This window comes from Conexibacter stalactiti (assembly GCF_033542075.1).
Lineage (GTDB): Bacteria > Actinomycetota > Thermoleophilia > Solirubrobacterales > Solirubrobacteraceae > Conexibacter > Conexibacter stalactiti.
Genome location: NZ_JAWSTH010000006.1, coordinates 73,062 through 99,988 on the forward strand (window position 1 = coordinate 73,062; position 26,927 = coordinate 99,988).

Annotated in this window: 26 protein-coding genes; 10 read left to right on the plus strand and 16 right to left on the minus strand. The window is 71.8% G+C overall.

Annotated features, from left to right (window positions below; translation table 11 throughout):
* Window positions 1-84 precede the first annotated feature (84 nt).
* From sufD to R7226_RS04375, 7 genes are all read right to left on the minus strand, one after another.
* On the minus strand, window positions 85-1,350 hold the full coding sequence (gene sufD, locus R7226_RS04345) for a Fe-S cluster assembly protein SufD (RefSeq protein ID WP_318595811.1): 1,266 nt from the start codon (window positions 1,348-1,350) through the stop codon (window positions 85-87).
* On the minus strand, window positions 1,343-2,776 hold the full coding sequence (gene sufB, locus R7226_RS04350; RefSeq protein ID WP_318595812.1) for a Fe-S cluster assembly protein SufB: 1,434 nt from the start codon (window positions 2,774-2,776) through the stop codon (window positions 1,343-1,345). The genes sufD and sufB overlap by 8 nt, the downstream gene beginning before the upstream one ends.
* Before the next feature lies 1 nt (window position 2,777).
* Window positions 2,778-3,095, minus strand: coding sequence for a Rieske (2Fe-2S) protein (locus R7226_RS04355; protein WP_318595813.1), 318 nt, complete (start codon window positions 3,093-3,095; stop codon window positions 2,778-2,780).
* Window positions 3,096-3,208: 113 nt separating this feature from the next.
* On the minus strand, window positions 3,209-3,625 hold the full coding sequence (locus R7226_RS04360; RefSeq protein ID WP_318595814.1) for an iron-sulfur cluster assembly scaffold protein: 417 nt from the start codon (window positions 3,623-3,625) through the stop codon (window positions 3,209-3,211).
* A 272-nt stretch (window positions 3,626-3,897) separates the two neighbouring features.
* The gene (locus R7226_RS04365; RefSeq protein WP_318595815.1) at window positions 3,898-5,142 is read right to left on the minus strand and encodes a cysteine desulfurase; all 1,245 of its coding nucleotides are present in this window, start codon (window positions 5,140-5,142) and stop codon (window positions 3,898-3,900) included.
* A gap of 4 nt (window positions 5,143-5,146) precedes the next feature.
* The gene (gene sufC, locus R7226_RS04370; RefSeq protein ID WP_318595816.1) at window positions 5,147-5,920 is read right to left on the minus strand and encodes a Fe-S cluster assembly ATPase SufC; all 774 of its coding nucleotides are present in this window, start codon (window positions 5,918-5,920) and stop codon (window positions 5,147-5,149) included.
* 34 nt (window positions 5,921-5,954) lie between these two features.
* The gene (locus tag R7226_RS04375; protein WP_318595817.1) at window positions 5,955-6,491 is read right to left on the minus strand and encodes an RrF2 family transcriptional regulator; all 537 of its coding nucleotides are present in this window, start codon (window positions 6,489-6,491) and stop codon (window positions 5,955-5,957) included.
* A 118-nt stretch (window positions 6,492-6,609) separates the two neighbouring features.
* On the opposite strand from R7226_RS04375, the gene R7226_RS04380 reads away from it, so the two are divergent.
* From R7226_RS04380 to R7226_RS04405, 6 genes are all read left to right on the plus strand, one after another.
* Window positions 6,610-7,800 (plus strand): ribonuclease D, encoded by a 1,191-nt coding sequence (locus tag R7226_RS04380; RefSeq protein ID WP_318595818.1) that lies wholly within the window; start codon window positions 6,610-6,612, stop codon window positions 7,798-7,800.
* 114 nt (window positions 7,801-7,914) lie between these two features.
* On the plus strand, window positions 7,915-9,168 hold the full coding sequence (locus R7226_RS04385; RefSeq protein ID WP_318595819.1) for a polysaccharide deacetylase family protein: 1,254 nt from the start codon (window positions 7,915-7,917) through the stop codon (window positions 9,166-9,168).
* Between the two features lie 25 nt (window positions 9,169-9,193).
* Window positions 9,194-10,630, plus strand: a complete 1,437-nt coding sequence (locus R7226_RS04390; protein ID WP_318595820.1) for an MFS transporter — start codon at window positions 9,194-9,196, stop codon at window positions 10,628-10,630.
* 173 nt (window positions 10,631-10,803) lie between these two features.
* Window positions 10,804-11,481 carry a winged helix-turn-helix transcriptional regulator gene (locus R7226_RS04395; RefSeq protein WP_318595821.1) on the plus strand — a complete coding sequence of 226 codons (678 nt, stop codon included), beginning with the start codon at window positions 10,804-10,806 and terminating at the stop codon, window positions 11,479-11,481.
* A gap of 800 nt (window positions 11,482-12,281) precedes the next feature.
* Entirely contained in the window at window positions 12,282-13,082 is an 801-nt protein-coding gene (locus R7226_RS04400; RefSeq protein ID WP_318595822.1) for an IclR family transcriptional regulator, read from the plus strand.
* A 79-nt stretch (window positions 13,083-13,161) separates the two neighbouring features.
* A complete protein-coding gene (locus R7226_RS04405) occupies window positions 13,162-14,448 on the plus strand; it encodes an aminotransferase family protein (RefSeq protein ID WP_318595823.1) in 1,287 nt (428 codons plus the stop codon).
* A 280-nt stretch (window positions 14,449-14,728) separates the two neighbouring features.
* Here the strand turns inward: R7226_RS04405 and R7226_RS04410 are convergent, their stop codons facing one another.
* From R7226_RS04410 to R7226_RS04420, 3 genes are all read right to left on the minus strand, one after another.
* A complete protein-coding gene (locus tag R7226_RS04410; protein WP_318595824.1) occupies window positions 14,729-15,682 on the minus strand; it encodes a glutathione S-transferase family protein in 954 nt (317 codons plus the stop codon).
* Between the two features lie 40 nt (window positions 15,683-15,722).
* A complete protein-coding gene (locus R7226_RS04415; protein WP_318595825.1) occupies window positions 15,723-16,601 on the minus strand; it encodes an oxygenase MpaB family protein in 879 nt (292 codons plus the stop codon).
* 123 nt (window positions 16,602-16,724) lie between these two features.
* A complete protein-coding gene (locus tag R7226_RS04420) occupies window positions 16,725-17,366 on the minus strand; it encodes a TetR/AcrR family transcriptional regulator (RefSeq protein ID WP_318595826.1) in 642 nt (213 codons plus the stop codon).
* An 85-nt stretch (window positions 17,367-17,451) separates the two neighbouring features.
* Between R7226_RS04420 and recD2 the strand changes: the two genes are divergently transcribed.
* The 4 genes from recD2 to R7226_RS04440 all read left to right on the plus strand — a co-directional run bounded on the left by recD2 (window position 17,452) and on the right by R7226_RS04440 (window position 22,050).
* Window positions 17,452-19,719, plus strand: a complete 2,268-nt coding sequence (recD2, locus tag R7226_RS04425; protein ID WP_318595827.1) for an SF1B family DNA helicase RecD2 — start codon at window positions 17,452-17,454, stop codon at window positions 19,717-19,719.
* Between the two features lie 54 nt (window positions 19,720-19,773).
* Window positions 19,774-20,580: an MBL fold metallo-hydrolase gene (locus R7226_RS04430; protein ID WP_318595828.1), complete on the plus strand. Its 807-nt coding sequence runs from the start codon at window positions 19,774-19,776 to the stop codon at window positions 20,578-20,580.
* A complete protein-coding gene (locus tag R7226_RS04435; RefSeq protein ID WP_318595829.1) occupies window positions 20,577-21,323 on the plus strand; it encodes a GntR family transcriptional regulator in 747 nt (248 codons plus the stop codon). Before R7226_RS04430 ends, R7226_RS04435 begins: the two co-directional genes overlap by 4 nt.
* A 142-nt stretch (window positions 21,324-21,465) precedes the next feature.
* Window positions 21,466-22,050: a hypothetical protein gene (locus tag R7226_RS04440; RefSeq protein WP_318595830.1), complete on the plus strand. Its 585-nt coding sequence runs from the start codon at window positions 21,466-21,468 to the stop codon at window positions 22,048-22,050.
* Here R7226_RS04440 and R7226_RS04445 read toward each other — a convergent pair.
* From R7226_RS04445 to R7226_RS04470, 6 genes are read right to left on the minus strand one after another with little or no spacing between them, the layout of a single operon-like run.
* Complete coding sequence (locus tag R7226_RS04445) at window positions 22,047-22,958, minus strand: hypothetical protein (protein ID WP_318595831.1); 912 nt, start codon at window positions 22,956-22,958, stop codon at window positions 22,047-22,049. The genes R7226_RS04440 and R7226_RS04445 overlap by 4 nt on opposite strands.
* A 42-nt stretch (window positions 22,959-23,000) precedes the next feature.
* Window positions 23,001-23,756: a 2-oxo acid dehydrogenase subunit E2 gene (locus R7226_RS04450; RefSeq protein ID WP_318595832.1), complete on the minus strand. Its 756-nt coding sequence runs from the start codon at window positions 23,754-23,756 to the stop codon at window positions 23,001-23,003.
* On the minus strand, window positions 23,753-24,001 hold the full coding sequence (locus R7226_RS04455; protein WP_318595833.1) for a biotin/lipoyl-containing protein: 249 nt from the start codon (window positions 23,999-24,001) through the stop codon (window positions 23,753-23,755). The genes R7226_RS04450 and R7226_RS04455 overlap by 4 nt, the downstream gene beginning before the upstream one ends.
* A complete protein-coding gene (locus R7226_RS04460; protein ID WP_318595834.1) occupies window positions 23,998-24,990 on the minus strand; it encodes an alpha-ketoacid dehydrogenase subunit beta in 993 nt (330 codons plus the stop codon). Before R7226_RS04460 ends, R7226_RS04455 begins: the two co-directional genes overlap by 4 nt.
* Window positions 24,990-25,958, minus strand: coding sequence for a thiamine pyrophosphate-dependent dehydrogenase E1 component subunit alpha (locus tag R7226_RS04465; RefSeq protein WP_318595835.1), 969 nt, complete (start codon window positions 25,956-25,958; stop codon window positions 24,990-24,992). The genes R7226_RS04460 and R7226_RS04465 overlap by 1 nt, the downstream gene beginning before the upstream one ends.
* Window positions 25,955-26,926 (minus strand): NAD(P)-dependent oxidoreductase, encoded by a 972-nt coding sequence (locus R7226_RS04470; protein WP_318595836.1) that lies wholly within the window; start codon window positions 26,924-26,926, stop codon window positions 25,955-25,957. Before R7226_RS04470 ends, R7226_RS04465 begins: the two co-directional genes overlap by 4 nt.
* Window position 26,927: the final 1 nt, after the last annotated feature.

The window sequence follows — 26,927 nt, forward strand, 5'->3', positions numbered from 1 at the left end:
GAACGGCGCTGTTCAATCAACTGGTTTGAGGCTGATGGTGCGAGCCGGCCGTGGCCGGCTCGCGACGAGACGATTGCGGCGGCGTTACAGCTCGCCGAGGATCAGCCCGAGACGACGCTCGAGCGCGCCGCCGAGGACGGTCCGGACCGGCCCCTCCTCGAAGCGCTCCACCAGCTCGGCGAGGAAGCCCTCGATCACGAGCCGCTTCGCGACGTCCGGCTTCAGCCCGCGCGAGCGCAGGTAGAAGAGCTGGTCGGCGTCGATCTGCGCGATCGCGGCAGCGTGGGTGCAGCGCACGTCGTTGGCCTGGATCTCGAGGCCCGGGATCGCGTCGGCGTGCGCTCTCTTGGACAGCAGCAGGTTGCGGCTCTCCTGGAAGGCGTCGGTCTGCTGCGCGCCCGGGTCGACGATGATGTTGCCGCGCCAGACGGCCTCCGAACGGCCCTGAAGCACCCCGCGGAAGGCGAGGTCGGATGTCGTGTGCGGCGCCGCGTGCTCCTGCGTCGTGTCGAAGTCGACGTGCTGGCGCTTGTGGCTGGCGTAGGCGCCGGTGACTCTGCCGTCGGCGCCCTTGCCGGCGAGCTTCGTCTCCATCCGCACCTTGCCGCGCGCGGAGCCGAAGCCGAGCGAGACCCAGTCGAGCGCGCCGTCGCGGCCGACCTCGGCCCGCTGCGTGCCGAAGATCCAGCTCTTCTCCGAGAGGTTCTGCCCGTTGACGAAGCGCAGGTTCGCGTTCTCGCCGACGACCAGCTCGACGACGGTGTTGAAGAGCCCGTCGCGCTCCGCGTCGGAAGAGAGGTACTGCTCCCACACCTCGGCCTGGCCCCCGTCCTCGACGACGATCAGCGAGCGCCAGTTGAGCACCGTTCTGCTCGTGTCCTGGACGACGGTGACGAGCAGCGGGTGGGCGAGGATCGTGCCGCGCCCGACGTGGACGAAGAGACCGCCGGCGAAGCCGGCGTCGTTGCGCGCGACGAAGGCGTCGTCGCCGGCGACGATCGTGCCGAGATGGCGCTCGACCAGCTCTGGGTGCTCGGCGGCTGCGCGCTCCAGCGTCGTGACGATCACGCCGTCGGGCAGGTCGCCGGCGACCTCGACGGTCGTGGCGTCGACCTGCGTGACGACGATCGGGTGCGTGAGGCCGACGAACAGCGGGTCGCCCTGCTCGGCCGCGGCGGCGTCGCCGTCACCGGCAGGTGCGTACGCGGCGAGGTCCAGCGACGAGATGTCGGTGAACTCCCAGCCCGGTCTGCCCTTGTAGGTCGGCAGGTCGAGCGACTCGGTCAGCGTGGCGGCGCGCTCGCGGCGCGCTGCCAGCCAGCCGGGCTGCTCGATCGTCGCACTAGCCAATGGAACCCTCCATCTGCAACTCGATCAGGCGGTTCATCTCGACCGCGTACTCCATCGGCAGCTCCTTCGTGATCGGCTCGATGAAGCCGTTCACGATCAGCTTCGACGCCTCTTCCTCGTTGATCCCGTGCGACTGCAGGTAGAAGACCTGCTCCTCACCGATCTTCGAGACGGTCGCCTCGTGGCCGACGTCGACGTCGTCCTCGCCGATGCGGATCGTCGGGTAGGTGTCCGAGCGCGAGTCCTCGTCGAGCAGGAGCGCGTCGCAGACGACCTTCGACTTCGAGCCGTGCGCGCCTCTGGCGACCTCCAGCAGGCCGCGGTAGGAGCCGCGCCCGCCGTCCTTGGAGATCGACTTGGCGAAGATGTTCGACGTCGTGTTCGGCGCCACGTGGACGATCTTGCCGCCGGCGTCCTGGTGCTGGCCTCTGCCGGCGAAGGCGATCGAGAGGATCTCGCCGTGGGCGCGCTCGCCCATCAGGTAGACCGACGGGTACTTCATCGTCAGCTTCGAGCCGAGGTTGCAGTCGACCCACTCGACCGTCGCGTCCTCGTGCGCGACCGCGCGCTTGGTGACGAGGTTGAAGACGTTCTGCGACCAGTTCTGCACAGTCGTGTAGCGGATCCGCGCGCCTCTCATCGCGATCAGCTCGACGACGGCGGAGTGGAGCGAGTCCGACGAGTACGTCGGCGCCGTGCAGCCTTCGACGTAGTGCACGTAGGAGCCCTCGTCGGCGAGGATCAGCGTGCGCTCGAACTGGCCCATGTTCTCCGTGTTGATGCGGAAGTAGGCCTGCAACGGCATCTCGACGTGGACGCCCGGCGGCACGTAGACGAACGACCCGCCCGACCAGACGGCGCTGTTGAGGGCGGCGAGCTTGTTGTCGTTGGCGGGGATGATCGTCGCGAAGTACTTCTTGACGAGCTCCTCGTGGTCCCGCAGCGCCGTGTCCATGTCGACGAAGATGACGCCCTGGTCCTCCAGGTCTCTGTGGACCTGGTGGTAGACGACCTCGGACTCGTACTGCGCGCCGACGCCGGAGAGGAATCTGCGCTCGGCCTCGGGGATGCCGAGCCGGTCGAAGGTCTTCTTGACGTCATCGGGGACGTCGTCCCACGAGCGCTCGGCCCGCTCGGAGGCGCGCACGAAGTAGTGGATGTTGTCGAAGTCGACCTCTCTGAGCATCGGCGAGCCCCATCTGGGCATGTCATGCGCGAAGAAGTGGTCGAGCGACTTGAGGCGGAACTCGCGCATCCACTGCGGCTCGTTCTTGAACTCGGAGATCTTCTCGACGATCTCGCGGTTGATGCCCTTGGGCGCCTTGTACAGGTAGTTCTCGGCATCGTGGAAGCCGAAGCGCTCCGTGTAGTCGGCGTTGATGCCCTTGAGCGCGTCCTGCTCTGCGATCACTTCGGGCGTGGCCATGTCAGTCAACCTCCAGCTTGATCACGTTGTCGTCGATGACCACCGGGTACGTGTCCACCGGTACATAGGCCGGCAGCGTCAGCGGCTTGCCGGTCTTCAGGTCGAACAGCGACCCGTGGCGCGGGCATTCGATCGTGCATCTGTCTGAGTCGAGCACGCCCTCGACGAGCGGCCCGTCGTCATGCGAGCAGCGGTCCTCGATCGCGTAGATGGTCCCGGCGCAGTTGAAGACGCCGATCTCGAGATCGTCCAGCTCGACCAGCCTCATGGTTCCGGGGGGCAGCTCTTCGAGTGGGCAGACAGTGATCGTTTCCGGCACGGGGGGAGAAGTCCTAGTCAGATGATCGGATTTACAGCCGAGATTGTAGCGGGGCACCCCGTGTCGACCCCCTCCCGTGCGGGCGGGGACGGACGCGGCACGGCGGCCGCGCGTCAGGCCGCGGCGTCTTCGGCGTCAGGCCACGCCGCGGCGCCGCCGAGAGCGGCGCTCTTGAGCACCTTCAGCGACAGCAGCGCGCACTTCATCCGCGTCGCCGAGATGTCGATCCCGAGCAGGTCGAGCACGAACGACTTGTCGAGCGCGAGCAGCTCGCGCACCGGCATCCCGATCACCTCGTCAGAGGACATCGACGCGGCCGCCTGCGAGATCGCGCAGCCGTGGCCGGAGAAGCGGATCTGCTCGACGCGCTCGTCGGCGTCGACGGAGATCTGGACCCGCAGCGTGTCGCCGCAGAGCGGGTTGGCGTCCTCGAACTCGAGGTCCGGGCTAGCCAGCTCCTCGTGCGGCGGCGACCAGTTGTGCGGCCGCTTGTAGTGCTCGAGGATGTACTCGCGGTAGAGGTCGTCCATCTCGCCTAGAGCGTAGCGGGCAGGTCGTTCAGGACGGAGGCGCGCCCGGCGCCGTCGGCGCCGGGCGTCCCCGAAGAGGCGACGGGGGGTGTGGTCGCGACACCCCCCGTCGGTTCGCCGCATGCAAGCCCGCGTCCCCGCGAGCAGGTGGATGGCGGCAGGTCGGGTCGATTTCGGGATCGCTCTCGCCATCCCTCGACCAGACAAGCGCCATCGTAGTAGTTCATTGCGCCGAAGTAAAGTGCATAGGAGCCACCTGTCATCTGGCTGTCCTACAGCTGAAAGATGCGGCGCACGTTCGCGAGCCCGTCGACGAGCGCGTCGACCTCCTCACGCGTCGTGTGCGCGGCGAAGCTGGCGCGCGTCGTCGCAGGCACGCCGAGACGGCGCATCAGCGGCTGGGCGCAGTGGTGGCCGGCGCGGACGCAGATCTGGTCGCGGCCGAGGATGTCCGCGACGTCGTGCGGATGGACGCCGTCGAGCGCGAACGAGACGATCGCGCCGCGCTCCTCCGCCGGCGGGCCGTAGATCGTCAGCCCGGGCACCTCGGAGAGCCGCTCCAGCGCGTAGCGCGTGATCTCGGCCTCGTGCGCGTGGACGGCCTCGACGCCGAGCGCGTCGAGCCACTCGACCGCCGCGCCGAGCCCCGTCGCCTCGACGTACGGCGAGGTGCCGGCCTCGAACTTCCACGGCAGCTCCTTCCAGGTCGACTCGTGGAAGTCGACCTGGCCGATCATGTCGCCGCCGGTCAGGAACGGCTCCATCTGCTCCAGCAGCTCGCGGCGGCCGTGCAGCACGCCGACGCCGGTCGGCCCGTAGACCTTGTGGCCGGTGAAGCCGTAGAAGTCGGCGCCGAGCGCGCCGAGGTCGACCGGCCGGTGCGGGACCGCCTGCGCGCCGTCGATCAGCACGACCGCGCCGGCCGCGTGCGACCGGCGGACGATCTCCTCGACCGGGTTGAGCGTGCCGAGCACGTTCGAGACGTGCGCGACCGCGACGAGCTTGGGCTCCAGCGCCAGCAGCGTGTCGAGCGAGTCGAGGTCGAGCCGGCCGTCGTCGGTCATCGTGACGTACTCGAGTCTCGCGCCGACCTCGCGCGCGAGCTGCTGCCACGGCACGATGTTGGCGTGATGCTCCATCGGCGTCAGCACGATCGTGTCGCCGGCGCCGACGTTGCGGCGACCCCACGAGTAGGCGACGAGGTTGATCGCCTCGGTCACGTTCTTCGTGAAGATCGTCTCCGAGGGACGCGCGCCGATGAAGCGCGCGATTCGCTCGCGCGCGCCCTCGAAGCGCTCGGTCGCCTCCTGCGCCAGCGTGTAGACGCCGCGGTGGATGTTCGCGTTGTGCAGGCGGTAGGAGTCGTCGAGCGCCTCCAGCACCGTCGCCGGCTTCTGCGCCGTCGCGCCGCTGTCGAGGTAGACGACCCTTCTGCCGTCGATCTCGCGCTGCAGGATCGGGAACTGCGCCGCGACCGCGGCCGCGTCGAACGTTCGGATGGAGGCGCCGGCGCTCATGGCGTCACGAGGCCGCGGCGGCGGCCTCGACCTCGTCTCTGATCCAGCCGTAGCCCTTCTCCTCGAGCACGGTGACGAGCTCCGGGCCGCCCTCCTTGACGATCCGGCCCTGGTACATGACGTGCACGTGACTCGGCTGGACGAGGTGGAGGATGCGCTGGTAGTGGGTGATGATCAGCACGCCCATGTGGTCACCGGCGACGGCGTTGACACCGTTGGAGACGACGCGCAGCGCGTCGATGTCGAGGCCGGAGTCGGTCTCGTCGAGGATCGCCATATCCGGCTTCTGGAGCGCCAGCTGGAGGATCTCCATGCGCTTCTTCTCGCCGCCGGAGAAGCCCTCGTTGAGGTAGCGCGAGGAGAACTGTCTCGGCACCTCGGTCAGCTTCATCGCCGCCTCGACGGTCTGGCGGAACTCCTTCAGCGAGATCGGCTCCTCGCCGCGGCTCTCGCGGTGGGCGTTCATGACCGTGCGGAGGTACTTGGTGACGGTCACGCCGGGCACCGAGACCGGGTACTGGAAGGCCATGAAGAGACCGGCCCGAGCGCGCTCGTCGGTGTCCGCCTCCGTGATGTCCTCGCCCTTGAAGATGATCTGGCCCTCGGTCACCTCGAGGTTCGGGTGGCCCATCACGACGTTGGCGAGCGTCGACTTGCCGGAGCCGTTGGGACCCATCAGGGCGTGGATCTCGCCCTTGCCGATCGAGAGGTCGAGACCCTTGAGGATCTCCTTCTCGCCGACGCGGACGTGGAGGTTGCGGATTTCGAGCTCGGCCATGGTCTCCGGGGGTTCGGTGTGAGGGGTGGGTCGTTCAGGCCGCCGGCGCGGCGCTCGGGAGCTGTTCGCTCCCGTGGGCGGTCACCGCGATGCCGGCAGCTGCGGGCGCGGCGGCCTTGCGGCCGCCGTTCTCGCGACGCGAGAACTCCACCAGCTCGGCGAGCGTGGTGGTCTGAAGCGATCGGACGACGCCGCTCTGGACGCGCATCCACAAGACTTTCGTCGCGCAGTGGTGGTCGAGGTTGCCGTGCTCGGCGTGGGAGCACAGCACCCGCTCGGTCTGCTCGTTGACGAAGCATTCCATCGGCGCGATCGCGCCTTCGAGCGCGAGCACGACCTGGTCCATCGTGATCTCCTCGGCGGGCCGGGCGAGCCAGTAGCCGCCGTGAGCGCCGCGCGCGCTTCTGACCAGGTCGGCCTTCTTGAGGCGGGCGACGACCTGCTCCAGATAGGCGAGGGGGAGGTTCTCCGCGGCCGCGATCGCCTTCAGGCTGATCGGGGAGTCGGCAGCGCGACGGCCGAGCTCGACCATCAGGCGCACGCCGTACTCGGCCTTGGAGGAGAAGATCATGCGGTAAATCCTACCAGCGGGGTCGGTGTTCCTTCGGGTGCCCGAACCGGGCTGCGCGGGCGGCGGCGATCGTAATGCCCGACGACGGCTGACCGCCCTCTCCTTCATAGTGCGCGAGGTGCCACAAGAAACTGTCACCACGTTGGCGGGCAGCGACGAGGTCGCGCGGATCGCCGAGCTGGCGGCCGCGTCGGGCCGCCTCGGCATCGACACCGAGTTCATGTCGGAGGGCCGGTACCGCGCGCTGCTCTGCCTCGTGCAGGTCGCCGCGCCCGACCCCGACGCCCCCGACGGCGTGCGGATCGCGCTGTTCGACCCCTTCGACGAGCTCGACTTCGAGCCGCTCGCCGCGGTCCTCGCCGACCCGGCCGTTGAGATCGTCCTGCACGCCGCGCGGCAGGACGTCGCGATCCTGCGCCGCGCGTGGCGGACCGACGTGCGCAACGTCTTCGACACGCAGGTCGCCGCCGGCTTCGCCGGCTACGGCGCGCAGACCGGCTACGGCAACCTGCTCGGCGCCGCGCTCGGGCTGCGCGTCGGCAAGACCGCCAGCTACACACGCTGGGACGTGCGCCCGCTGACCGAGGAGCAGCTCTCCTACGCGCGCGAGGACGTCGTCTACCTGCTCCAGCTCAGCGACGCGCTGCACGACAAGCTGACCGCCAGCGGCCGGCTCGAATGGGCCCGCGAGGAGTGCCGCCGGATGGAGGAGGCCAGCGACGAGCGCGATCCGGAGACCGCGTATGAGCGGCTGCCGCGCTCCGGTCAGCTCGACCCGCGCGCCCGCGCTGTCGCGCGCGAGGTCGCCGCGTGGCGCGAGCGCACCGCTCAGCAGGAGGACAAGCCGGTCGGCTCGATCCTGCCCGACCCCGCACTCGTCGAGATCGCCAAGCGCAAGCCGGCGAGCCCGCGCGAACTGGAGCAGATCCGCGGCCTTCACGGCGGCCACCTGCGCCGTCGCGGACAGGCGATCGTCGACGCCGTCGCGATCGGCCGCGACGCCGAGCCGATCGCCCGCGAGGCGCGGCGGCCCGGCGGCGAGCAGGGCGACGCGCCGCTGATCTCCGTCGTCGAGGCGGTCATCCGGGCCCGTGCGATCGAGGCCGAGCTGGCCTACGAGCTGGTCGCCTCGCGCGCGGAGCTCGAGCAGATCGTGATCGCGGCTCGCCGCGGCGACCCGGAGCCCGACGTGCGCGCGCTGACCGGCTGGCGCCGCGAGCTGGTCGGCGCGGAGCTGGCCGAGCTGCTCGCCGGCCGCCGCGCAGTGACGATCGTCGCGGGCAGAATCGCCGTCACGCCGGTCGACTGAGCGGTCGCGGTCGCGCCAGGCGCGACCGCGGCGTCCCCGCGCGAGCGGGCGCGGCTGCACGCAAAATTGCTGAGGTCGCGGGGCGAGCTGCCGATGAATAGGGTCGTGCGCCTCGTGCCCCGTCGCCCCCAGATCCTCGCCACCCTCACCGCGCTCGCGCTCGTCGCCGCCACGCCCGCGGTCGTCGCGGCCCCCGCCCCCGGCGGCGGCGCCGCTCCCGGCGAGACGCCGGCGGGCGGCAGAGCCGCTCCCGAGACGCCGCAGAACCCTGACGGGGGCACCGCCCTCGCGCCGCTCGGCCTCGAGCGCGCGACGCTGACGCAGGACGGCGACGCGCTCGTCTGGAGCACGACGACGAACGCCCGCTGGTCGCCCGCGTCGCTGCGCCGCAACAGGCAGTCGCTGTGCGTGCGGCTCGTCTTCGAGACCGGCACCGTCAACTCGCGCGACGTCTGCGTGCGCCGCACCGGCGCGAAGGCGACGCTGACGCTCACGCGCGTGCTGCGCTCCGGCGGTCACGGCCCGCTGCACGAGCTGCCGGCGCGCGTCGCGCGCGCCAACCCGCGCGCGCTGAGAGCGCGCTTCGCCGCGGCCAGAGTCGGCATCCCGATGGGCACCGCGGTGCGCTGGCGGACGCTCTCCAGCACCGACGGCTGCGACATCGGCGACGGCGGCGACTGCTTCCGCGCGCGACCGGCCGACGGCGCCGTGCTGCAGGTCAGATCGCCGGTCCCGACCGGCTGCATCCCCAGCGGCCCGTCGTACGTCACGAACGGCTCCCGCACGCGCAAGGTCGTCGCGCTGACCTTCGACGACGGGCCGTCGAGCTACACCCCCGCCTTCCTCGACGTGCTGAAGCAGAAGGGCGTCAAGGGCACGTTCTTCATGATCGGCCAGCAGGTCGCGCCGAACGCCAGCCTGGTGCGGCGAATCCTCGCCGAGGGCCACGAGCTGGCCGACCACAGCTGGAACCACCCGAACCTCTCCAGCGGCGGCGCCTTCGCGTCGAACCAGATCAGCTCGACGGCGAACGCGATCCAGACCGCCAGCGGCTTCAAGCCGTGCGCCTTCCGCGCCCCGGGCGGCGCCGTCAGCTCCGGCCTCATAAGCCTCGCGAGCGGCCTCGGCTTCACGACCGTCCAGTGGGACGTCGACACCAACGACTGGCAGCTGCCGGGCACCGAGGCGGTCTACTCGCGGGTCGTCAACGGCGTCCGCAACGGCTCGATCGTGCTGATGCACGACGGCGGCGGCCCGCGCTCGCAGGGCCTCGCGGCGCTGCCGCGGATCATCGACACGCTGAAGTCCCGCGGCTACGGCTTCGTGACCGTCGCGGAGATGACCGGCGCGACGATGACCTTCCGCTGAGCGCTCGCGGGCTATCGTCGATGCGGTGCCCGCCGACGCCACCCCGCAGGACCCGCGCCGCTTCCTGATCCTCGGGATCTGCTGCCTCAGCCTCTTCGTCGTCGGGATCGACACGACCGCCGTCAACATCGCGCTGCCGTCGATCCGCAGCGACCTCGACACCTCCGTCGCGCAGCTGCAGTGGACGATCGACGCGTACACGCTGACGCTCGCCAGCCTGCTGCTGCTGGCGGGCGCGACCGCCGACCGGGTCGGTCGCGCGCGCGTCTTCAAGGTCGGGCTGGCGCTGTTCACGCTGGGCTCGCTGCTGTGCTCGGTCGCGCCCAGCGCGCCGCTGCTGATAGCGGCCCGCGCGCTGCAGGCAGTCGGCGGCTCGATGCTCAACCCGGTCGCGATGTCGATCGTCCGCAACACCTTCACCGACGCGCGCGAACGTGCGCAGGCGATCGGCGTGTGGGGCGGCACGATCGGCGTCAGCATGGCGCTCGGACCGGTGCTCGGCGGCCTGCTCGTGGAGGCCGTCGGCTGGCGCGCGATCTTCTGGGTCAACGTGCCGATCGGGATCGCCGCGATCGTGCTGACGGCGCGCTACGTGCCTGAGTCGCGTGCCAGCCGCGCGCGGCGACCCGATCCGCTCGGCCAGGCGCTCGTGATCGTGCTGCTCGGCACGCTCACCTACGCGATCATCGAAGCGCCGTCGCACGGCTGGCTGACCCGCGAGAGCGTCGCGCTGTTCAGCGTCGCCGCTGGCGCGCTCGCCGCGCTCGTCAGCTGGGAGCTGCGCCGCCGCGATCCGCTGATCGAGATGCGCTTCTTCCGCAGCGCGCCGTTCGCGGGCGCGACCGCGATCGCGGTCGCCGCCTTCGCCGGCCTCGGCGGTTTTCTCTTCCTCAACACGCTCTACCTGCAGGAGGCGCGCGGCCTCTCGCCGCTGACGGCCGGCCTCTGGACGCTGCCGATGGCGGCGCTGACGGTCGTCTGCGGGCCGCTGTCCGGCCGGCTGGTCGGGCGCGTCGGCGCCCGCCCCTCGCTGGTCGTCGGCGGCGCCGCGATGACGCTCGCCGGCCTGTTGCTGACGGAGCTGTCCAGCACCACGCCGGTCTGGCTGCTGTTCTGCGCCTACGTCCTCTTCGGGCTCGGCTTCGGCTTCGTCAACCCGCCGATCACCAACACCGCCGTCTCCGGCATGCCGGCCGACCAGGCCGGCGTGGCGGCCGCGATCGCCTCGACCAGCCGCCAGATCGGCGCCACGCTCGGCGTTGCCGTCGTCGGCGCGGTCGCGATCCCCGCCGCGGCCTTCGCGGATGCGGCCGACGTCGCGGCCGCCGGGCACGTCGGCTGGTGGATCGTCGCCGGCTGCGGCGCGCTCGTGCTCGCGCTCGGGCTCGCCACGACGAGCCGCTGGGCGAACGCCACCGCCGCGCGCACCGCGCTGGCGCTGCGCGAGGGTGCGGCGACATGAGCGAGACCCGTCCCCCATGATGTGGGATTTTGGTATGTTTCCCGCCTCTTAGGAACAGCGTTGTTCCAGGCCGTTTGCAGCCTGTCCTGAGAGCTGAGTCGTCACATCGAGGGGCCGCTCCGGGTGGACCGGCGTGCGTCGTGCGCGCGGGTGTGGGCGGTCGGGGGAGCGACATGCCGGGACATGAACTGGGGGAGAAGCCGCGCCGACAATGGGCGCCGGATGCGCGTGCGCTGAGCGTCGTCGGGGACCGCTGGCTGATGGTGATCGTGCGTGACCTCGCGGCCGGCCCGCTGCGCCTCGACGAGCTGCGCCGCTGGCTGCCGGGCGTCTCGGCAGGAGCGCTGGAGTCGCGCCTGGCCAAGCTCGCCGACGAGGGCCTGATCGTGCGCCGCCGCTTCCGCTCGCTGCCGCCGCGTGTCGACCTCGAGCTGACCGACCTCGGCCGCTCGCTGCTGCCGGTGATCGGCGAGATCGCCCGCTGGGAGCTGCGCACCCACTGGTCGGCGCCACGCGCCGGCGAGTGGATCGACGTCGCCGCCTGCTTCCGCCTCGCGCCGCTGCTGGTCGCCGCCCCGAGCGCCGCGGGCTGCGACGTCGCCGCTGCCGCGGTCGCGCTCACGATCGCGAGCGGGACCGCGCCCGAGCAGTCCGAGCAGTACGTCTTCGTGCGCGAGAACGGCCGTGCCCGCGTCGAGCACCGTCCCGCGCCGGAGACCGCGACTCGGATCGAAGGCGACCAGCAGCAGTGGGTCGCCGCGCTCAGTCCCGGCGCCGCGAACGGCGACCTGCGGATCGCCGGCGACACCGACGCCGCGCGCGCGTTCCTGGCGCTGTTCGAGAGCGGCTGAGTGATGTTCTCAGCGGCTTGCCGCCGAGAGAAGTTCTCGGCGGCCATCGCGTCCCCCACGCGATGGCCGCCGAAGCCAAGGGCCGTGTCGAGGCGGCCCTATGGGCTGACGGCAACCGTTCCCGGCTGCTGCGACCTGGGCAAGGTCCCGGGGTAGAAGCCGCCACGCCTTCGCGCGGGCGTGGGGGCTCCGGGTCCGTGTGCCGCCGTCAGGTCGAGCGCTCTGGGCGTCGCCGCCTGCTGCCGTCGAGGACTCACTGCGCTGTCGCGTGCCAGCGCATCGATGCCGTCGACCGCTTGCGCCCCGTGCAGGAGGGCCGGTGCGGTGGACGTGCACTCGCGTGAGTGCTCGGTCGGCAGGTTTTGGACGTTGTCCGATCTCATGATTAATCTTCGGAGTTCCGAAGATCAGATACAGCGCCTCGTGCCGCGCGACCGATGTCGCGCAGGCACCATCCCCTCGTCGCGAAATCCCCGTGGTAGCGGAGTTCGTGTCCGGCACGCTAACGCGCCTGGACGCTCGCGTCAACCGCTCAATTACGTCCACAACGACCCACTCCACGTTCTGTATACAGCGGTGGTTCCAGATCTCCCAGCAGGCTCGTTGTTCGCCTTCCCGACGATCGAATGCGCAGCTTTCTGCTCCACTCGAGGGTGGAGCAGGGAACGCGCGCGCGAGGAAGACGTGGCGCGCGAGCGACCGCCGCCGCCTCTCGCCGTCGCCGCTCTGGTACGGTCGATGATTCCGCATCCCGGAAACGAGGTCGAGCGATACCCAGGCAGTCGAAGAGTCCCGCGATCGTGCAATCCGTCGCGCGTGGCTTCGACCTTCTCGAAGCGGTCGCCGCCGACGACGAGATCGGGCTCGTAGAGCTCGCACACCGGACGGGACTCCAGCCCAGCACCACCCATCGGCTGCTCGCGACGCTGATCGCGTGCGGCTACGTCGTTCAGAACCCGCAGACGAGCCGCTACCGCCTCAGCCACAAGGTGGTCGAGCTGGCCGGCGGGCAGGAGCACCGCATGCAGCGGCTGCGGACCGCCGTGCGCCCGCACCTGCTGATGATCCGCGACGCGACCGACGAGACGACCAACCTCTGCGTGCTCGACCGCTTCACGATCGTCTACGTCGACCAGGCCGAGAGCAGCCGCACCGTGCGGATGTTCACCGAGCTGGGCCGTCGCGTCCCCGCGCACGCCTGCGCGGCCGGCAAGGCGATGCTCGCCTTCCAGTCCTCCGACGTGCTGGCCGACCTGCGCGAGCGGGCGCCGTTCCCCTCGCTGACGCCGCACACGATCACCGCCGCCGAGGAGCTGGAGATCGAGTTGCGGCGCGCGCACGCGCGTGGCTACGCGATCGACCGCGAGGAGTACGAGGACGGCGTGCTCTGCATCGCGGCGCCGATCTTCGGCTCCAACGGCGAGGTGCTGGCGGCCGCGAGCGTCTCGGGACCGGCCGCGCGGCTGCTGCGGCAGGACCTGTCGGAGCTGGGCGAGCTGGTGCGCGGCCGCATGCTGGAGGTCTCGCGCGAGCTCGGCTACGAGCCGACCGAGGGCACCGGCACGCCGGCCGGTGGCGCCGGCGCCTCGACCGCCGCGTAGCCAACCTGCACAAGCCGGGGGCTCGACGTTGGACCCGCGGCGGTTGAGCCGCCGGCCGGCCGTTGCGAGAGTCACCGCCATGACTTCGATCGATCGTTCGGGTGCGGCCGCCGAGACGCGCCTGTGGCATCCCTTCTCCGACATGTCCGTGGTGCGCCGCAGCGAGTTCGTGCTGACCCGCGGCGAGGGCGTCTGGGTCTACGACGACCAGGAGCGCCGTTACCTCGACGGCACGGCGAGCCTCTGGTACGCGAACGTCGGTCACGGCCGCGCGGAGATCGCCGACGCGATCGCCGCGCAGCTCGGCCAGCTCGAGGCCTACTCCGCCTTCGGCGACTTCACGACGCGGCCGGCGCAGGAGCTGGCGGCGCGGATCGCCGGGCTGGCGCCGGTCGACGACGCGCGCGTCTTCTTCACGACCGGCGGCGGCGAGGCGCTCGACTCGGCGGCGAAGATCGTGCGGCGCTACTGGACCGCGAAGGGCGAGCCCGAGCGGATGCACCTGATCGGCCGCACCGGCGGCTACCACGGCACCAACGGCTACGGCACCGCGATCGGCGGGATCGAGGCCAACCGCGCCGGCTGGGGGCCGCTGATGAGCGCGACCTCGTCGGTCCAGTGGGACTCGCTGGCGGCGCTGGAGGAGGAGATCCTGCGCGTCGGGCCCGAGCGCGTCGCGGCCGTCTTCGCCGAGCCTGTGATCGGCGCCGGCGGCGTGCTGCTGCCGCCGCCGGGCTACCTCGAAGGCGTGCAGGCGATCTGCCAGGAGCACGGAATCCTGTTCGTGGCCGATGAGGTCATCTGCGCCTTCGGCCGCGTCGGCGACTGGTTCGCCTCCTCCCGCTTCGGGCTGCGCCCCGATCTGATCACCTTCGCCAAGGGCGTCACGAGCGGCTACCTGCCGCTCGGCGGCGTCGTCGCCTCCGGGCGCGTGGCGGAGCCGTTCTGGGAGCAGTCGGGCAACATGCTGCGCCACGGCGCGACCTACTCCGCGCACGCGACCTGCTGCGCGGCCGGCAGCGCCAACCTCGACCTGCTCGCCGAGAACGGGCTCGTCAGCCGTGCGCTGGAGACCGAGGGCCCGCTGCTGGCCGCGCTGGAGCCGCTCGCCGCCCACCCGCTGGTGAAGGAGGTCCGCGGCGGCGTCGGCCTGCTGGCGGCCGTCGAGTTCAGCGCCGAGGCGCTCGCCGCCGGTGCGCCCGTCGCGGTCTTCGAGGCGGCGCGCGAGCGCGGGCTGCTCGTGCGTGCGCTCGGTCAGGGGGTCGCCGTGTCGCCGCCGCTGACGATCTCCCAAGAGGAGCTCGACTTCCTCGGCGCGACCGCCGCCGAGGCGCTCGACGCGGTCGCCGCCGCCTCCGTCGCCTGAGCTCCGGCGAGAACGCCGACGCGCCAGCGGCTCCAGCCGGTTGAACGTGGCCGGGTCCACGTGGCCGATTTGGTGAAGATTCCTTCACTGTCGGGAATGCGAACGTCCGCCAAAAGCGCGACACTTATGTCCTCACAGTGACTCCCAGGAGTCGCAAGTGGGATATTTTTCAAAGCGTGACGACTTCTCCCCCGAGGTCGTCACGGGCCACGCCGCCCCGCGTGGCTCCTGGCCGGTCGCGCTCCCCCTGGCGCGGCCGGCCCCCTTTTTTCCGACTCCTCTAAGCCGCGAGCCGGGCGCGATCGTGCGGCGCGTCGAAGTCGAGCGCCGGCCCCCGCGGGACGATCCGCGACGGGTTGATCTGCGGATGCGTCATGTAGTAGTGGCGCTTGATGTGGTCGAGGTTCACCGTCTCGGCGATCCCGGGCTGTTGGTAGAGGTCGCGCAGGTAGCCGTCGAGGTGCGGGTAGTCGGCGATCCGCCGCAGGTTGCACTTGAAGTGGCCGACGTAGACGGCGTCGAAGCGCACGAGCGTGACGAACAGGCGCCAATCGGCTTCGGTGATCGCATCCCCGGTCAGGTAGCGGCGGCTGGCGAGGCGCTGCTCCAGCCACTCGAGCGTCTCGAACAGCGCCTCGAACGCCTCCTCGTAGGCCGCCTGGGTCGAGGCGAAGCCGGCGCGGTAGACGCCGTTGTTGACCGTCTCGTAGATGCGCTCGTTGAGCGCGTCGATCTCGGCCCGCAGCGGTTCGGGGTAGAGGTCTACCGCGGGATCGCCCCACTCGTCGAAGGCGCTGTTGAGCATCCGCACGATGTCGGTGCTCTCGTTGTTGACGATGCGGCCGGCCTGCTTGTCCCACAGCACCGGCACGGTCACGCGGCCGTCGAAGGCGGGGTCGCTGGCGGCGTAGGCCTCCGCGACGAAGGCGAAGCCGTTGACGGGGTCGGGCTCCTCGGGCAGGAAGCGCCAGCCGCGCGCGTCGCGCAGCGGGTCGACGACGGTCAGGCCAATCGCCTCCTCCAGCCGCTTCAGGCGGCGGACGATCAGCGTGCGCGACGCCCACGGACAGGCGAGCGAGACGTAGAGGTGGTAGCGGCCCGCGGCCGCGGGATGATCACTCGACCCGTCCGTCGTGACCCAGTCGCGGAAGCGGCTCTGCTGGCGCACGAAGGCGCCGCGCGCGTCCGCCTCCCTCGGAAACTGCAGCGCGCTGGCGGCGCCGTCGACTGACATTGAGTGCGACCTCCCAAAGTCGTTGCGTATGCAACTGAGGCTAGCGCGCCCGTATCCGCTTCCATCCTCTGCGCGCCCGCGGCATGTAGCGGAGGTCGTGCGGCACCAGTCGGAAGGCCCCTCTCGTCACGAGCGCGAGCAGGCGCAGCAACCGCTCGTCGCGGGCGGTCCAGCGCAGACCCAGGCGCTCGCGCGCGACCGGCGGCAACGTCCCGGCCGCCACCCACATCGAGCCGCCCATCACGACCGGCCGCAGCAGCCGCCACAGCGGGCGCGGGATCGACTCGTACGGGCGGTCGACGTCCTTCAGCCGCGCGCGGTCGAGCGACCAGCGGACCGGCTCCGAGGACTCCAGCACCTCATCCACGGTTCGGTCCCAGTACTCGCGGAAGGCGGCGTAGTCGGGCGGCACCGGCCGCATCGACACGCCGTACTGCGCGTACCAGTCGATCGACTCGCGGTAGAGCTGCTCCTGCTCGGCGCGCGTCAGCGGCGTGCCGAAGCGCTCGCGCATCACGATCTGTGACTCGAAGAAGGTCGCGTGGGCCCAGTAGTAGACGTCGGGCTGGAGCGCGTGATACCGCGCGCCGTTGCCGTCGACGCCTTTGATCTCGCGGTGGTAGTCGCGGACTCTGGCGCCGGTCGCGGACGCCGCGCCGCCGTCGTAGACGACGCCGAGGATCGGCGGCGCCGAGCGCAGCAGCCGGTTCCACGGGTTGGAGGAGTAGTCGGAGTGCTGCTCGACGCCGGCGCCGATCGCCGGGTGCATGTTCTGCAGGATGCCGGCGCGGCCGATCAGCAGCAGCCCGCGCAGGTCGCCGAAGCACTCCCACGTGAGCGAGTCGGGTCCCAGCGGCGGCGGTGCGGGCGCGGGCGTGTCGGACGCCGGCGCGTCAGCGATCTGCGAGGCGATTGACATCATGCGTTGTCAGAGTAGGACTGACAACGGGGTATGTCAAACGAGAGCGCGCGGAGGCGCGCGCACCGGCGGCGGGAGCCGGAGGCGGCGCGGCGAGGCGGCGGCGGCGCGCCGCGCGGGCGTCTACCCCTTGCGCGAGCTGACGGGCGCGGCGGCGAGGATCAGCGCGACGACGTGTGCGACCAGCCGCTCACGCGTGACGGCGATCGTGCCGTCGAGCCAGCCCGAGAAGAGGTGCGCGAGCGCGCCGACGAGCGCGACCGAGGTCAGCCGCGCGTCGAGTCTGTCGGGGCCGTCCGGCGCGCCGCCGAAGCTGGCGGCGATCTGCTCGGCGAGCAGCGCGGCGAAGCTCGGCATCAGGTCGACGCCCGCTCTCGTCAGCAGCTCGTCGGCGAAGACCTCCTCCAGCAGCACCCGGCCGCGGCGCGGATCGTCCTGCAGCAAGTCGACGAACGCCCCCACCGCCGCGCTCGCGCTCGCCAGCGGATCAGGCGGAGCGGCCGTGACGGCGTCGGCGATCGCGACCCGCGCCTCCTCGGCGACGCGCGCGTGGACCGCGATCAGCAGCGCGTCGCGGTCGGCGAAGCTCTCGTAGAAGTAGCGCTCGGTCAGTCCGGCGGCGCGACAGACGCCGCGCACCGTCACGCTCGCGGCGCCGCTGGTGCCGAGCAGCTCGAAGCCGGCGTCGAGCAGCTGGGCGCGGCGCGTCGCGCGCCGATCCTCCAGCGTCGTCCCACCCCAGGTTCGCTCCGCGTCAGGCGCCACACCGCCATCTTCTCAGCCGCGGCTGCGCGAGCGCGACGGAAATGTGGGGTCTGCCGTCGCAAACGAGCCACTAGGCTGGCTGGCGATGCCGTCGCCCACCGCCACCTGGCCGCCGACCGAGGGCCAGCCGTTCGCCGGCGAGGTCGTCGTCAAGGGCCAGCGCTTCGCCAACGAGGAGAACGGCTTCGCGGTGCTCGACGGCGAATGGGACGGCGAGCGGATCGTGCTCGTCGGGCCGCTCGTCCACCTCGAGCCGGGCGAGCAGGCGACCGTCGCCGGCCAGTGGGTCGTCGACCCCCGCTACGGCCCGCAGGTGAGAGTGCGCGAGGCCCATCCGCTCGTGCCGACCGACGACGACGCGGTGCTCGCCTACCTGCGCAGAGTCCGCCACGTCGGTCCGCGCCGCGCCGCGACGCTGATGCAGCTGCTCGGCCCCGAGATCCTCACCGAGATCGACCGCAATCCGCACGACGCCTTCGTGCGTGCCGGACTCGCGACCAAGAAGGCGCGCGAGGCCGCCAGCTCCTGGGACGCGCTGCGCGCCACGCGCGGCCTCCACCTGCTGCTCGCGCCGCACGGCCTCGCCCACCTCGCCGGCAGGATCCACCAGCACTACGGCGCCAGCTCCTACCGCGTCGTGCGCGAGAAGCCGTACGACCTGACGAGCGTCTTCGGCGTCGGCTTCACGACCGCGGACGCGATCGCGCGCGGGCTCGGCGCGCCGCTGGAGAGCAAGGGGCGCTCGCGCGCGGCGATCCTGCACGCGCTCACCGAAGCGGAGCGCGACGGCTCGACCTGCCAGCCGGCGGCCGCGCTGCTGCTGCGCACCCGCGAGCTGCTGAGCGGCTCCCAGCCGCCGCCGGCGACCTTCCTCGCCGAGCTGGAGAGCGACGGCGACGTCGAGCTGGCGCAGGACGACGAGGCCGTCTGGGTCTACCGCGCCGAGACGGCACGGCTGGAGCGCGAGCTGGCCGAGCGGGTCGCGGCGCTGCTCGACGGCGCGCCCTCCGACAAGCTGAGCGCGCCTGAGGAGCCGCCCGACGCGGGCGCCGCGGGCGTCGAGCTGACCGACGAGCAGTGGGCCGGCGTGCGCGGCGCCTTCCTGCAGCGGCTGTCGGTCGTGACCGGCGGGCCCGGCACCGGCAAGACCGCCTCGATCCGCATGATCGGCCAGATCGCGCGCGACCAGCGCGCGCACGTGATGCTGGTCGCGCCGACCGGGCGGGCCGCGCTGCGGATGACCGAGGCGACCGGGCTCGACGCCTCGACCGTCCACTCCGCGCTCGCGTGGATCCCCGGCGAAGGTCCGGTGCACGACGAGGAGATGCCGCTCAGAACCGACCTCGTGATCGTCGACGAGACGTCGATGGCCAACCTCGAGCTGCTCGTCACGCTGCTGCGCGCGATCGGTCCCGGCACCCACGTCGTGCTCGTCGGCGACGCCGACCAGCTCGCCCCGGTCGGCGCCGGCAAGCCGTTCGCCGAGCTGGTCGCCTCCGGCCGCGTGCCGACCGCGCGGCTGCAGCACATCTTCCGCCAGGCGGCCGGCTCGATGATCGTGCAGGGCGCGCACGCGATCCGCGTCGGCAACGCGCCGTCGTTCGTGCGCGCGGAGGGGATGCGCCACGACCTCTTCTTCATCGCGCGGCCCGATCCGGTCGCCGCGCGCGAGGAGATCGTCTCGCTCGTCGCCGAGCGGCTGCCGAAGCACTACGGCGTCGACCCCAACGGCGACATCCAGGTCTTCGCCCCCGTCTACCGCGGCGAGCTGGGGATCGACGCGCTCAACAGATCGCTGCGCGAGGCGCTCAACGCGGACGGGCCGGAGGTCGGCAACGGGCGGCTGCGACTCGGGGACAAGCTGATGCTCGTCGGACGCAACCTGCACGACCTCGGCGTGATGAACGGCTCGCTGCTGCGCCTGCTGCAGGAGGTCAAGGGCTCCTCGGACAACGAGGACGAGGACGAGCCCTCCGCGGAGGAGGAGGGCGGCGCCGGCGGCGCGCGCGGCAGACGCAGAGGCGGCAGCGACGCCGGCGGCGTGCTGGTCGGCGTCGACGGCGGCGGCGTCGTGCAGATCCCGGCGGCGGAGGTCGGGCAGCTGCAGCTCGCCTACGCCTGCTCGGTCCACCGCGGCCAGGGGATCGAGCTGCCGATCGCGATCGTCGTCGCCCACCCCGCCGCGGGCGGCCGCTTCCTGCGCCGCGAGATGCTCTACACCGCGATCACCCGCTCGACGCTCGCGACGATCGTCGTCGGAACGCCCGAGATGGTGGCGCGCGCCGCCCGCACGACCGACGCCGGCCGCCGCCACAGCCGCCTCGCGCAGCGGCTCGACGAGCTGCACGCGTAGACCGCCGGCCCGTTACAGTGAACGGGTAACAGTTTTCCAACTCGGGAGCGAAACATGACGGACGGGAGCGGCGCGGTCGGGCTGACGTGGATCGGCCAGGCCGGCTACGCGATCGAAGCGCCCGGCGGAGCGCTGTGCCTGCTCGATCCGTACCTGTCCGAGTTCGCGCTCGAGGAGCTGGGTCTGCCGCGCGTCGCGCCGATCCCGCTCGACCCCGCCGCCACGCGCGCCGACGTCGTCGCGATCACCCACACCCACCACGACCACCTCGACCTGACGACGTGCAGGGCGCTGGCCGGCGCGAACCCCGCCGTGACCTTCGTCGGGCCGTCGAGCATCGTCGCGCGGCTCCTCGGGCGCGGGATCGCGCCCGAGCGGATCGTCACGGTCGAGCGCGGCGAGAGCGTCACCGTCGGCGCCTTCACCTTCCACGGCCACTACGCCAGACACGAGGTCGCCGGCTGGCTGACCGAGGACGCGCTCGCCTACGTCGTCGAGGTCGCCGGCACGCGGATCCTGCACAGCGGCGACACCGAGTACGACCAGCGCTGCCTCGCGGTCGCCGAGCGCGGCCCGTTCGACGTCGGCATCTTCGTCGCCAACGGCAGCGGCGGCAACATGCACGCGCTCGAAGCGGCGCTGATGGCGACTCAGCTCGCGCCGGCCGTCGCGATCCCGTGCCATTACGGGATGTGGGCGCCGGAGGCGTACGGCAGCGGCCACGCGCCCGACGGCAAGCCGACGCTCGACCCGCAGCTGTTCGCCGAGGCGTGTGCCAAGCTCGACGGGCCCGCGGTCCGGGTGCTGGAGCTGGGCGAGCGCATCGACGTGCTTCCAGCCGGGGTGACGATCGCTGCATGACGAGGGAGCCGACCGATCCGATGACGAGCCTCAACCTCGGCCGCCATGCGGCCGCCGGCGCCCCCGGCGGCACGCCCGGTCAGCATGCGGTCAAGTTGGAGCGCAGCGTCTACTCGGGTCGCGTCGCCTCGCTGCTGCGCGAAGCGATCGTCGAAGGCGCGCTGGAGGCCGGCGCGCCGCTGGTCGAGGCGCGCCTGGCCGAGCAGCTCGCCGTCAGCCGCGGACCCGTCCGCAACGCACTGCACGTGCTCGAAGGCGAGGGGCTCGTGCGCACCCAGCCCAACGGCCGCTCGGTCGTCGTCGGCTTCTCCGGCGCCGACCTCCAGGACCTCGTCTCCGTGCGCCTGGAGCTGGAGTCGACCGCGCTGCGCCGCGGGATCGCCGCGAAGGCCGACACCGCCCCGATCCGCGCCGCCTACTCGCTCGTGCTCGACGAGGGCGCCTCGACGCAGCGCCTCGTCGACTACGACATCGACTTCCACCGTGCGCTGCTGGAGTTCTCCGGCAGCCGCTTCCTGACGCAGGCGTGGCTCGCGCTCGCGCCCGTGATCCACACCGTCATCACGATCGGCAACCGCCGCATGGCCGAAGCCGACCCGCACGAGAACTTCGCCCGCATCATCGCCGTCCACGAGCCGCTGGTGGAGGCGATCGAGCGCTACGACCTCAGAAGCGCGCTGAAGCTGCTCGGCGAGCAGTTCGCGGTCACGAGAGAGATGTTCGCGGAGCGGGAGACGGCGTAGACATCGCCTGGGTGGCTCAGATGGCAAGGCTGGGGTGTGTCAGAAGGTAAGACACATCTGTGTTGGAAGGCTAGACGGCACGGGCGCGAGAGGGCCGAGCAGCGCAGCTCGCTTCAGCCGGTCGGGTGCGTACGATTCTCCGATGCCTGACGACGCGCGCACGCCCGACCCGACCGCCCTCGACGCCGCTGCCGAACGGACCTTGCCGACCGTGCTCGGCACGCTGCTCGGCGGGCTCGCGCTCGTCGCGCTCGGCGGGCTGACCGGGGTGCTCTCGCTCGGGATCGCCGCGGTCGTCGTCGGCGCGATCGTCGCGGCCGGGGCCGGTTTCGCGCTGTTGACGCTGAGCGCGCGTGAGACGACCGCGCAGGGAACGCGGCAGGCCGCCGCCGAGGCCGAGCGGGCCGCCCGCGAGCAGCGGCTCGACGCGGAGCGGGAGCGGCTCGACACCGAACGAGCGACGCACGCCGCGGAGCGGGAGCGGGCCGACGCCGAGCGCGCGCGCCACGCCGCAGAACGCGAGCGGCTCGACGCCGAGCGGGCCGCGCTCCACGCCGAGCGCGACAGGCTCCATGGCAAGATCGACCAGCTGGAGAGAAGGCTCACCGCGAAGGAGCGCAAGCTCGCCAGGCTGCAGGCGTTCGACGCCGAGCGCCGCACGCTGGAGCCCGCGCCGGCCGAGGATCCGATGGCCGGTCAGATGAGCTTCGACGCGGTCTCCGACTAGCCCAGAGCGTCCTCGCCACGCAGGACCAGGATCGTCCAGCTCGCGCCAGCTGCCTGGGCGGCCTCGGCGACCACGGCGAAATCGGCCAGCACGTCGACGACCTCCGCATCCACCTCTCGATCGATGTCCGCGTGATCTCGCTCGCGCTCGAGCTGATCGGCGACCTGCAGCGCCCATGCCGCTTTGTCGCGCTTGGACGGAGTGAGTGGCGCCAGCGCCTCCGCCAGCTCGTCGAAATGGTCGCGCGGGCGGCGGACGCGCGCGGGGCGAGTTCGCGTTCGCAGCGCGCGGCCGAAGCTCTCCGCGTTCTCGAACTCGACGTTCCGCGGTTCAGAGTGAGCGAGCATCCCGCGTCCCTGGCTCCACGTGATGCACTCGTGACCAGATCCGATGCTCGCCGGCGAGATCAAGAGCGAGTTGTCGATCACCCCGCTGCTGCCTTGGAGGTACCACATGTCCTCATGCCTCCAGAATCTCGGCGCCGCGTAGCGCACCTCAGCGTCACCCTGCACGGCAGCCTCGAGATCAAGCAGCGTCTGGTGCTGCCGGGCTGAGAGATCCACCCGCCAGTACGGTGCTCGGTGAGCGCTCCACTCGTTCGCTGTCGAGCGCGTCAGGCGGGTCGACCGCTTGTACTGCAGAAACAAGCTCAGCAGGAACGGAGGCGTCGCCGATGCCGGCGTGCCCGCCGGCCAAGCCGAGAAGGAGCCGGGATCCGCGCGCACCCCGCGCGGAGGCGGCAGGCCGAGCAGCCGCCAGACACGAGGGTCGCCGGGGGTCAGCGCGGCGTCAATTCCGAGTGACGCCTCGACCGGTGTCGTCGGTGCGAAGAAGCGCGAGCTCCCGGCGAGCAGCTCAAGATTCGCGGCAAGTTCATATTGCCGCTCTCCAAACTGGCTCGCCGGCATATTTCAAAGCTAGTCCAATCCGTGGACCGGCGTGCTGGTTCCCTACAACCGCCCCGGCTCCTCCAGCAGGTCGCGCACCGCGTTGAGGAAGGCGGCGGCGTCGGCGCCGTAGACGATCCGGTGGTCACTGGTGAGCGTGACCGTCATGAGGGTGGCGACGGCGGTGCTGTCCCTCGCTGGGACGACCGTCGGACGCAGGGCGCCGACGGCGAGGATCGCGGCCTGGGGCGGGTTGATCACCGCCTCGAAGTGGCGGATGCCGAGCATCCCGAGGTTGGAGACGGTGAAGGTGCCGCCGGCGAGCTGCTCGGGCGAGATCGTGCGGTCGCGGACGGCGGCGGCGAGCGCGCGGGTCTCCACCGCGATCTCGGCAAGCGAACGACGGTCGGCGTCGCGCACGACCGGGACGACGAGCGTGTCCGGCGCCGCGACGGCGAAGCCGACGTCGACCTCGTCCCACAGGTGGAAGCCGCCGGCCTCGGCGTCGAAGCTGCCGTTGACGCGGGGGTGGTCGCGCAGCGCCAAGGCGACGGCGCGAATCACCATGTCGTTGAGCGACGGGACGACGCCGCCGCTGCTGCCGGCAGCGCCCTCCTTCAGCGCGGCGCGCGCCGCGAGCGGAGCATCCATCGCGACGTCGAGCGCGACGGTGAACTCCGGCACGCTCGTCTTCGCCTCGACCATCCGCCGCGCGATCAGCTTCTGCGTGCGGGTCGCGCGGACGAAGCTGCCACGCGGGGCGTCCGCGGGCGGCGTCACGCCGGCGGGGTCCGCGGGCGGGGCCGCCTCGGGAGTCACGCGGCCGCCGCCTCGTCGGCGATCCGCACGACCACGTCGCCGACCTCGCACTCCTGGCCGGCGCTGACGAGCACCTCGGCGACGACGCCGTCGGCGCCGGCCTCGACCTCGAAGGTCGCCTTGTCGCCCTCGACCTCGACGACCGAGTCGGCGGCGCTCACGCGATCGCCGACCGCGACCATCACCTCGAGGATCTCGACCTCGACCGTGGACATGCCCATCTTCGGGATGTGGACGTCGATCATCGGAGGGCCTCCTGCGGGACGGTGACGACGGAGCGGATCGCGGCCGCGAGCTGTTCGCGGCTCGGCAGCAGCGCGACCTCCAGCTCGACCGCGAACGGGATCGGGGCGTCGGCGCGCGTGATCCGTCTCGGCGGCGCGACCAGCGCGTCGGCCAGCTCCTCGGCCGCCGTCGCGACGATCTCGGCCGCCAGGCCGCAGGTGCGGTTGGTGTCGTCGATCACGACGAGCCGGCCGGTCTTGCGGACCGACGCGGCCAGCCCGTCCCAGTCGAACGGGTGAACGGTGCGCGGGTCGAAGACCTCGACCGAGATCCCGTCCGACTCGGCCAGCGCCTCGGCGACCTTCAGCGCGTCTCTGACGAGGTGGCCGACGGCGACGACGGTCACGTCCTCCCCGTCGCGATGGACGCGGCCGACGCCGAGCGGGATCGCGTCGGCGTCGTCGGCGACCTCCTCGCGCGAGCCGAGCGCGGCCGCCGGCGCGAAGAAGACGACCGGGTCGTCGTCGCGGATCGAGGCGAGGAAGAGGCCGTAGGCATCCGATGCCGTCGCCGGCACGACCGTCTTGACGCCCGCCTGCGCGAACAGCGCGTACGGGTGGTCGGAGTGCTGCGCGGCGAGCCCCATCCGCGCGCCGGATCCGGGCACGATGTAGGTCACCGGCACCTTCGCCTGGCCGCCGGTCATCAGGCGGAACTTCTGTGCCTGGTTGACGATCGGCTCGAACGCCGTGAACAGCAGCGAGGGGATCTGGAACTCGACCACGGGACGGTGACCGGCGAGCGCCGCGCCCATCGCGAAGCCGGTGAAGGCCTGCTCGGAGATCGGCGTGTCGATGATCCGCTGCTCGCCCAGCTCGGCCGCCAGCCCTCTCGTGACGCCGCGCAGCGAGGCGCGCACGTCCTCGCCGAGCACGAACACCGACGGGTCGCGCAGCATCTCGTCGCGCAGCGCTCTCGCGAGCGCCTGCTGGTATCGCATCCGGGCCATCAGACCGCCACTCCCTCGCGCGGCGCGGGGCCGCTCGCGTACACGTAGTCGCGCGCGGATGAGACCTCCGGGCGCGGGCTCTCGCGCGCGAACGCCAGCGCGCGCTCCAGCAGCGCTTCGACGTCGGCGTCCACGGCCGCGACCTCGTCGGCCGCCATCCGCGCGCCGAGCACCAGCAGCGGATCGCGCTCGCGCCAGCGCTCGATCTCCTCGTCGCTGCGGTAGCCGAGCCCCATCGTCGCCTCGGCGGTGTGATGGCCGACGAAGCGGTAGGTCGTGCATTCCAGGAACGACGGGCCGTTGCCGGCGCGCGCGTGCGCGACGGCCTGTGCGGCCGCGGCGGCGACCGCGTCGGCGTCCATCCCGTCGACCTGCTCGGCCGGCATCCCGTAGGCGGCGGCGCGCCCGACCAGCGAGCCGGCGGTCGCGTCCTCCTGCGCGAAGGAGACGGCGTAGCCGTTGTTCTCGCAGACGAACAGCAGCGGCAGGTTCCAGATCCCGGCCATGTTCATCGTCTCGTGCAGCACGCCCTGGTTGACGGCGCCGTCGCCGAAGAAGCAGACGGCGACGCGGTCGCTGCCGGCCTGGACGCCGGCCCACGCCGCGCCGGCCGCGATCGGGGCGCCGGCGGCGACGATGCCGTTGGCGCCGTAGATCCCGAGCGAGACGTCGGCGATGTGCATCGAGCCGCCGCGGGCGCGATTGAGCCCGGTCGTGCGGCCGAGCAGCTCGGCCATCATGCGGGCGACGTCGGCGCCCTTGGCGATCACGTGGCCGTGGCCGCGGTGCGTCGAGGTGATCACGTCGTCATCGCGCAGCGCCGCGCAGACGCCGGCGGCGACCGCCTCCTGGCCGATGTACTCGTGCGTGACGCCCGCGATCTCGTTGCTGTTGACGAGCGTCACGATCTGCTCCTCGAAGCGGCGGATCGTGCGCATCGTGCGGTAGAGGTCGATGCGGTCGCTCATCGCGGCACCGGCACGGGGTTGCGGGGTTGTTCGCCGGCGAGCACGCGCAGGGCGTCGTCGAGCGCGCGGCTGCGCAACTCGGCGAGCGCCTGCTCGGAGAACGCCGCCGAGTGGGGTGTGACCACAGCAGACTCCAATCCGATCAGGGGACTGTCTTGGGGCAGCGGCTCGACCTCGAAGACGTCGAGGCCGGCACCGCCGAGGTGACCGCCGGCGAGCGCCGCGGCGAGCGCGTCCTCGTCGACGATCTCGCCGCGGCTCGTGTTCACGAGCAGCGCGCCGGGCTTCATCGCCGCCAGCTCCGGGGCACCGATCAGACGGTGCGTGGCGGGTGTGAGGGGAAGGTGGATCGAGAGCGCGTCGGCGCGCGCCAGCAGGTCGGCGAGGTCGAGCGCGCGGCCGGCGCCGGCCTGCGCCAGCAGCACGTCGTCGACGCCGGGGTCGTGGACGAGCAGCTCCATCCCGAAGGCGTGTGCGCGCTTGGCGGCGGCGCGCGCGATGCGGCCGAAGCCGAGCAGCCCGAGCGTGCCGCCGCGCAGCCGCTGCATCGCGCCGAGCCCGGCGTACGGCAGCCACTGCCCGGCGCGCAGCGCGCGGTCGGACTGCGGCACCCGCCGCGCGCACGCCAGCAGCAGCGCCAGCGTGTGGTCGGCGACGTCCTCGGTGCCGTAGTCGGGCACGTAGACGACCTCGACGCCGCGCGCGTGCGCGGCCTCGACGTCGACCTTGTCGTAACCGCTGCCGCAGCGCGCCACCACGCGCAGCTGCGGCAGCTGGTCGAGCAGCTCCGCGTCGACCGTCGCGTGGTACACGAAGATCGCCGCGGCACCGCCGCCCGCGGTCACGATCCGCGCGGGATCGTGGCCGTCGAGCGACAGCAGGTCGGCGCCGGCCGCCGCCGCCGCCGCGCGCTCAGGCGCGGCGAACGGGAAGCGGTCGGCGTCGGTCAGGAGGAGCAGGTGCTTCATC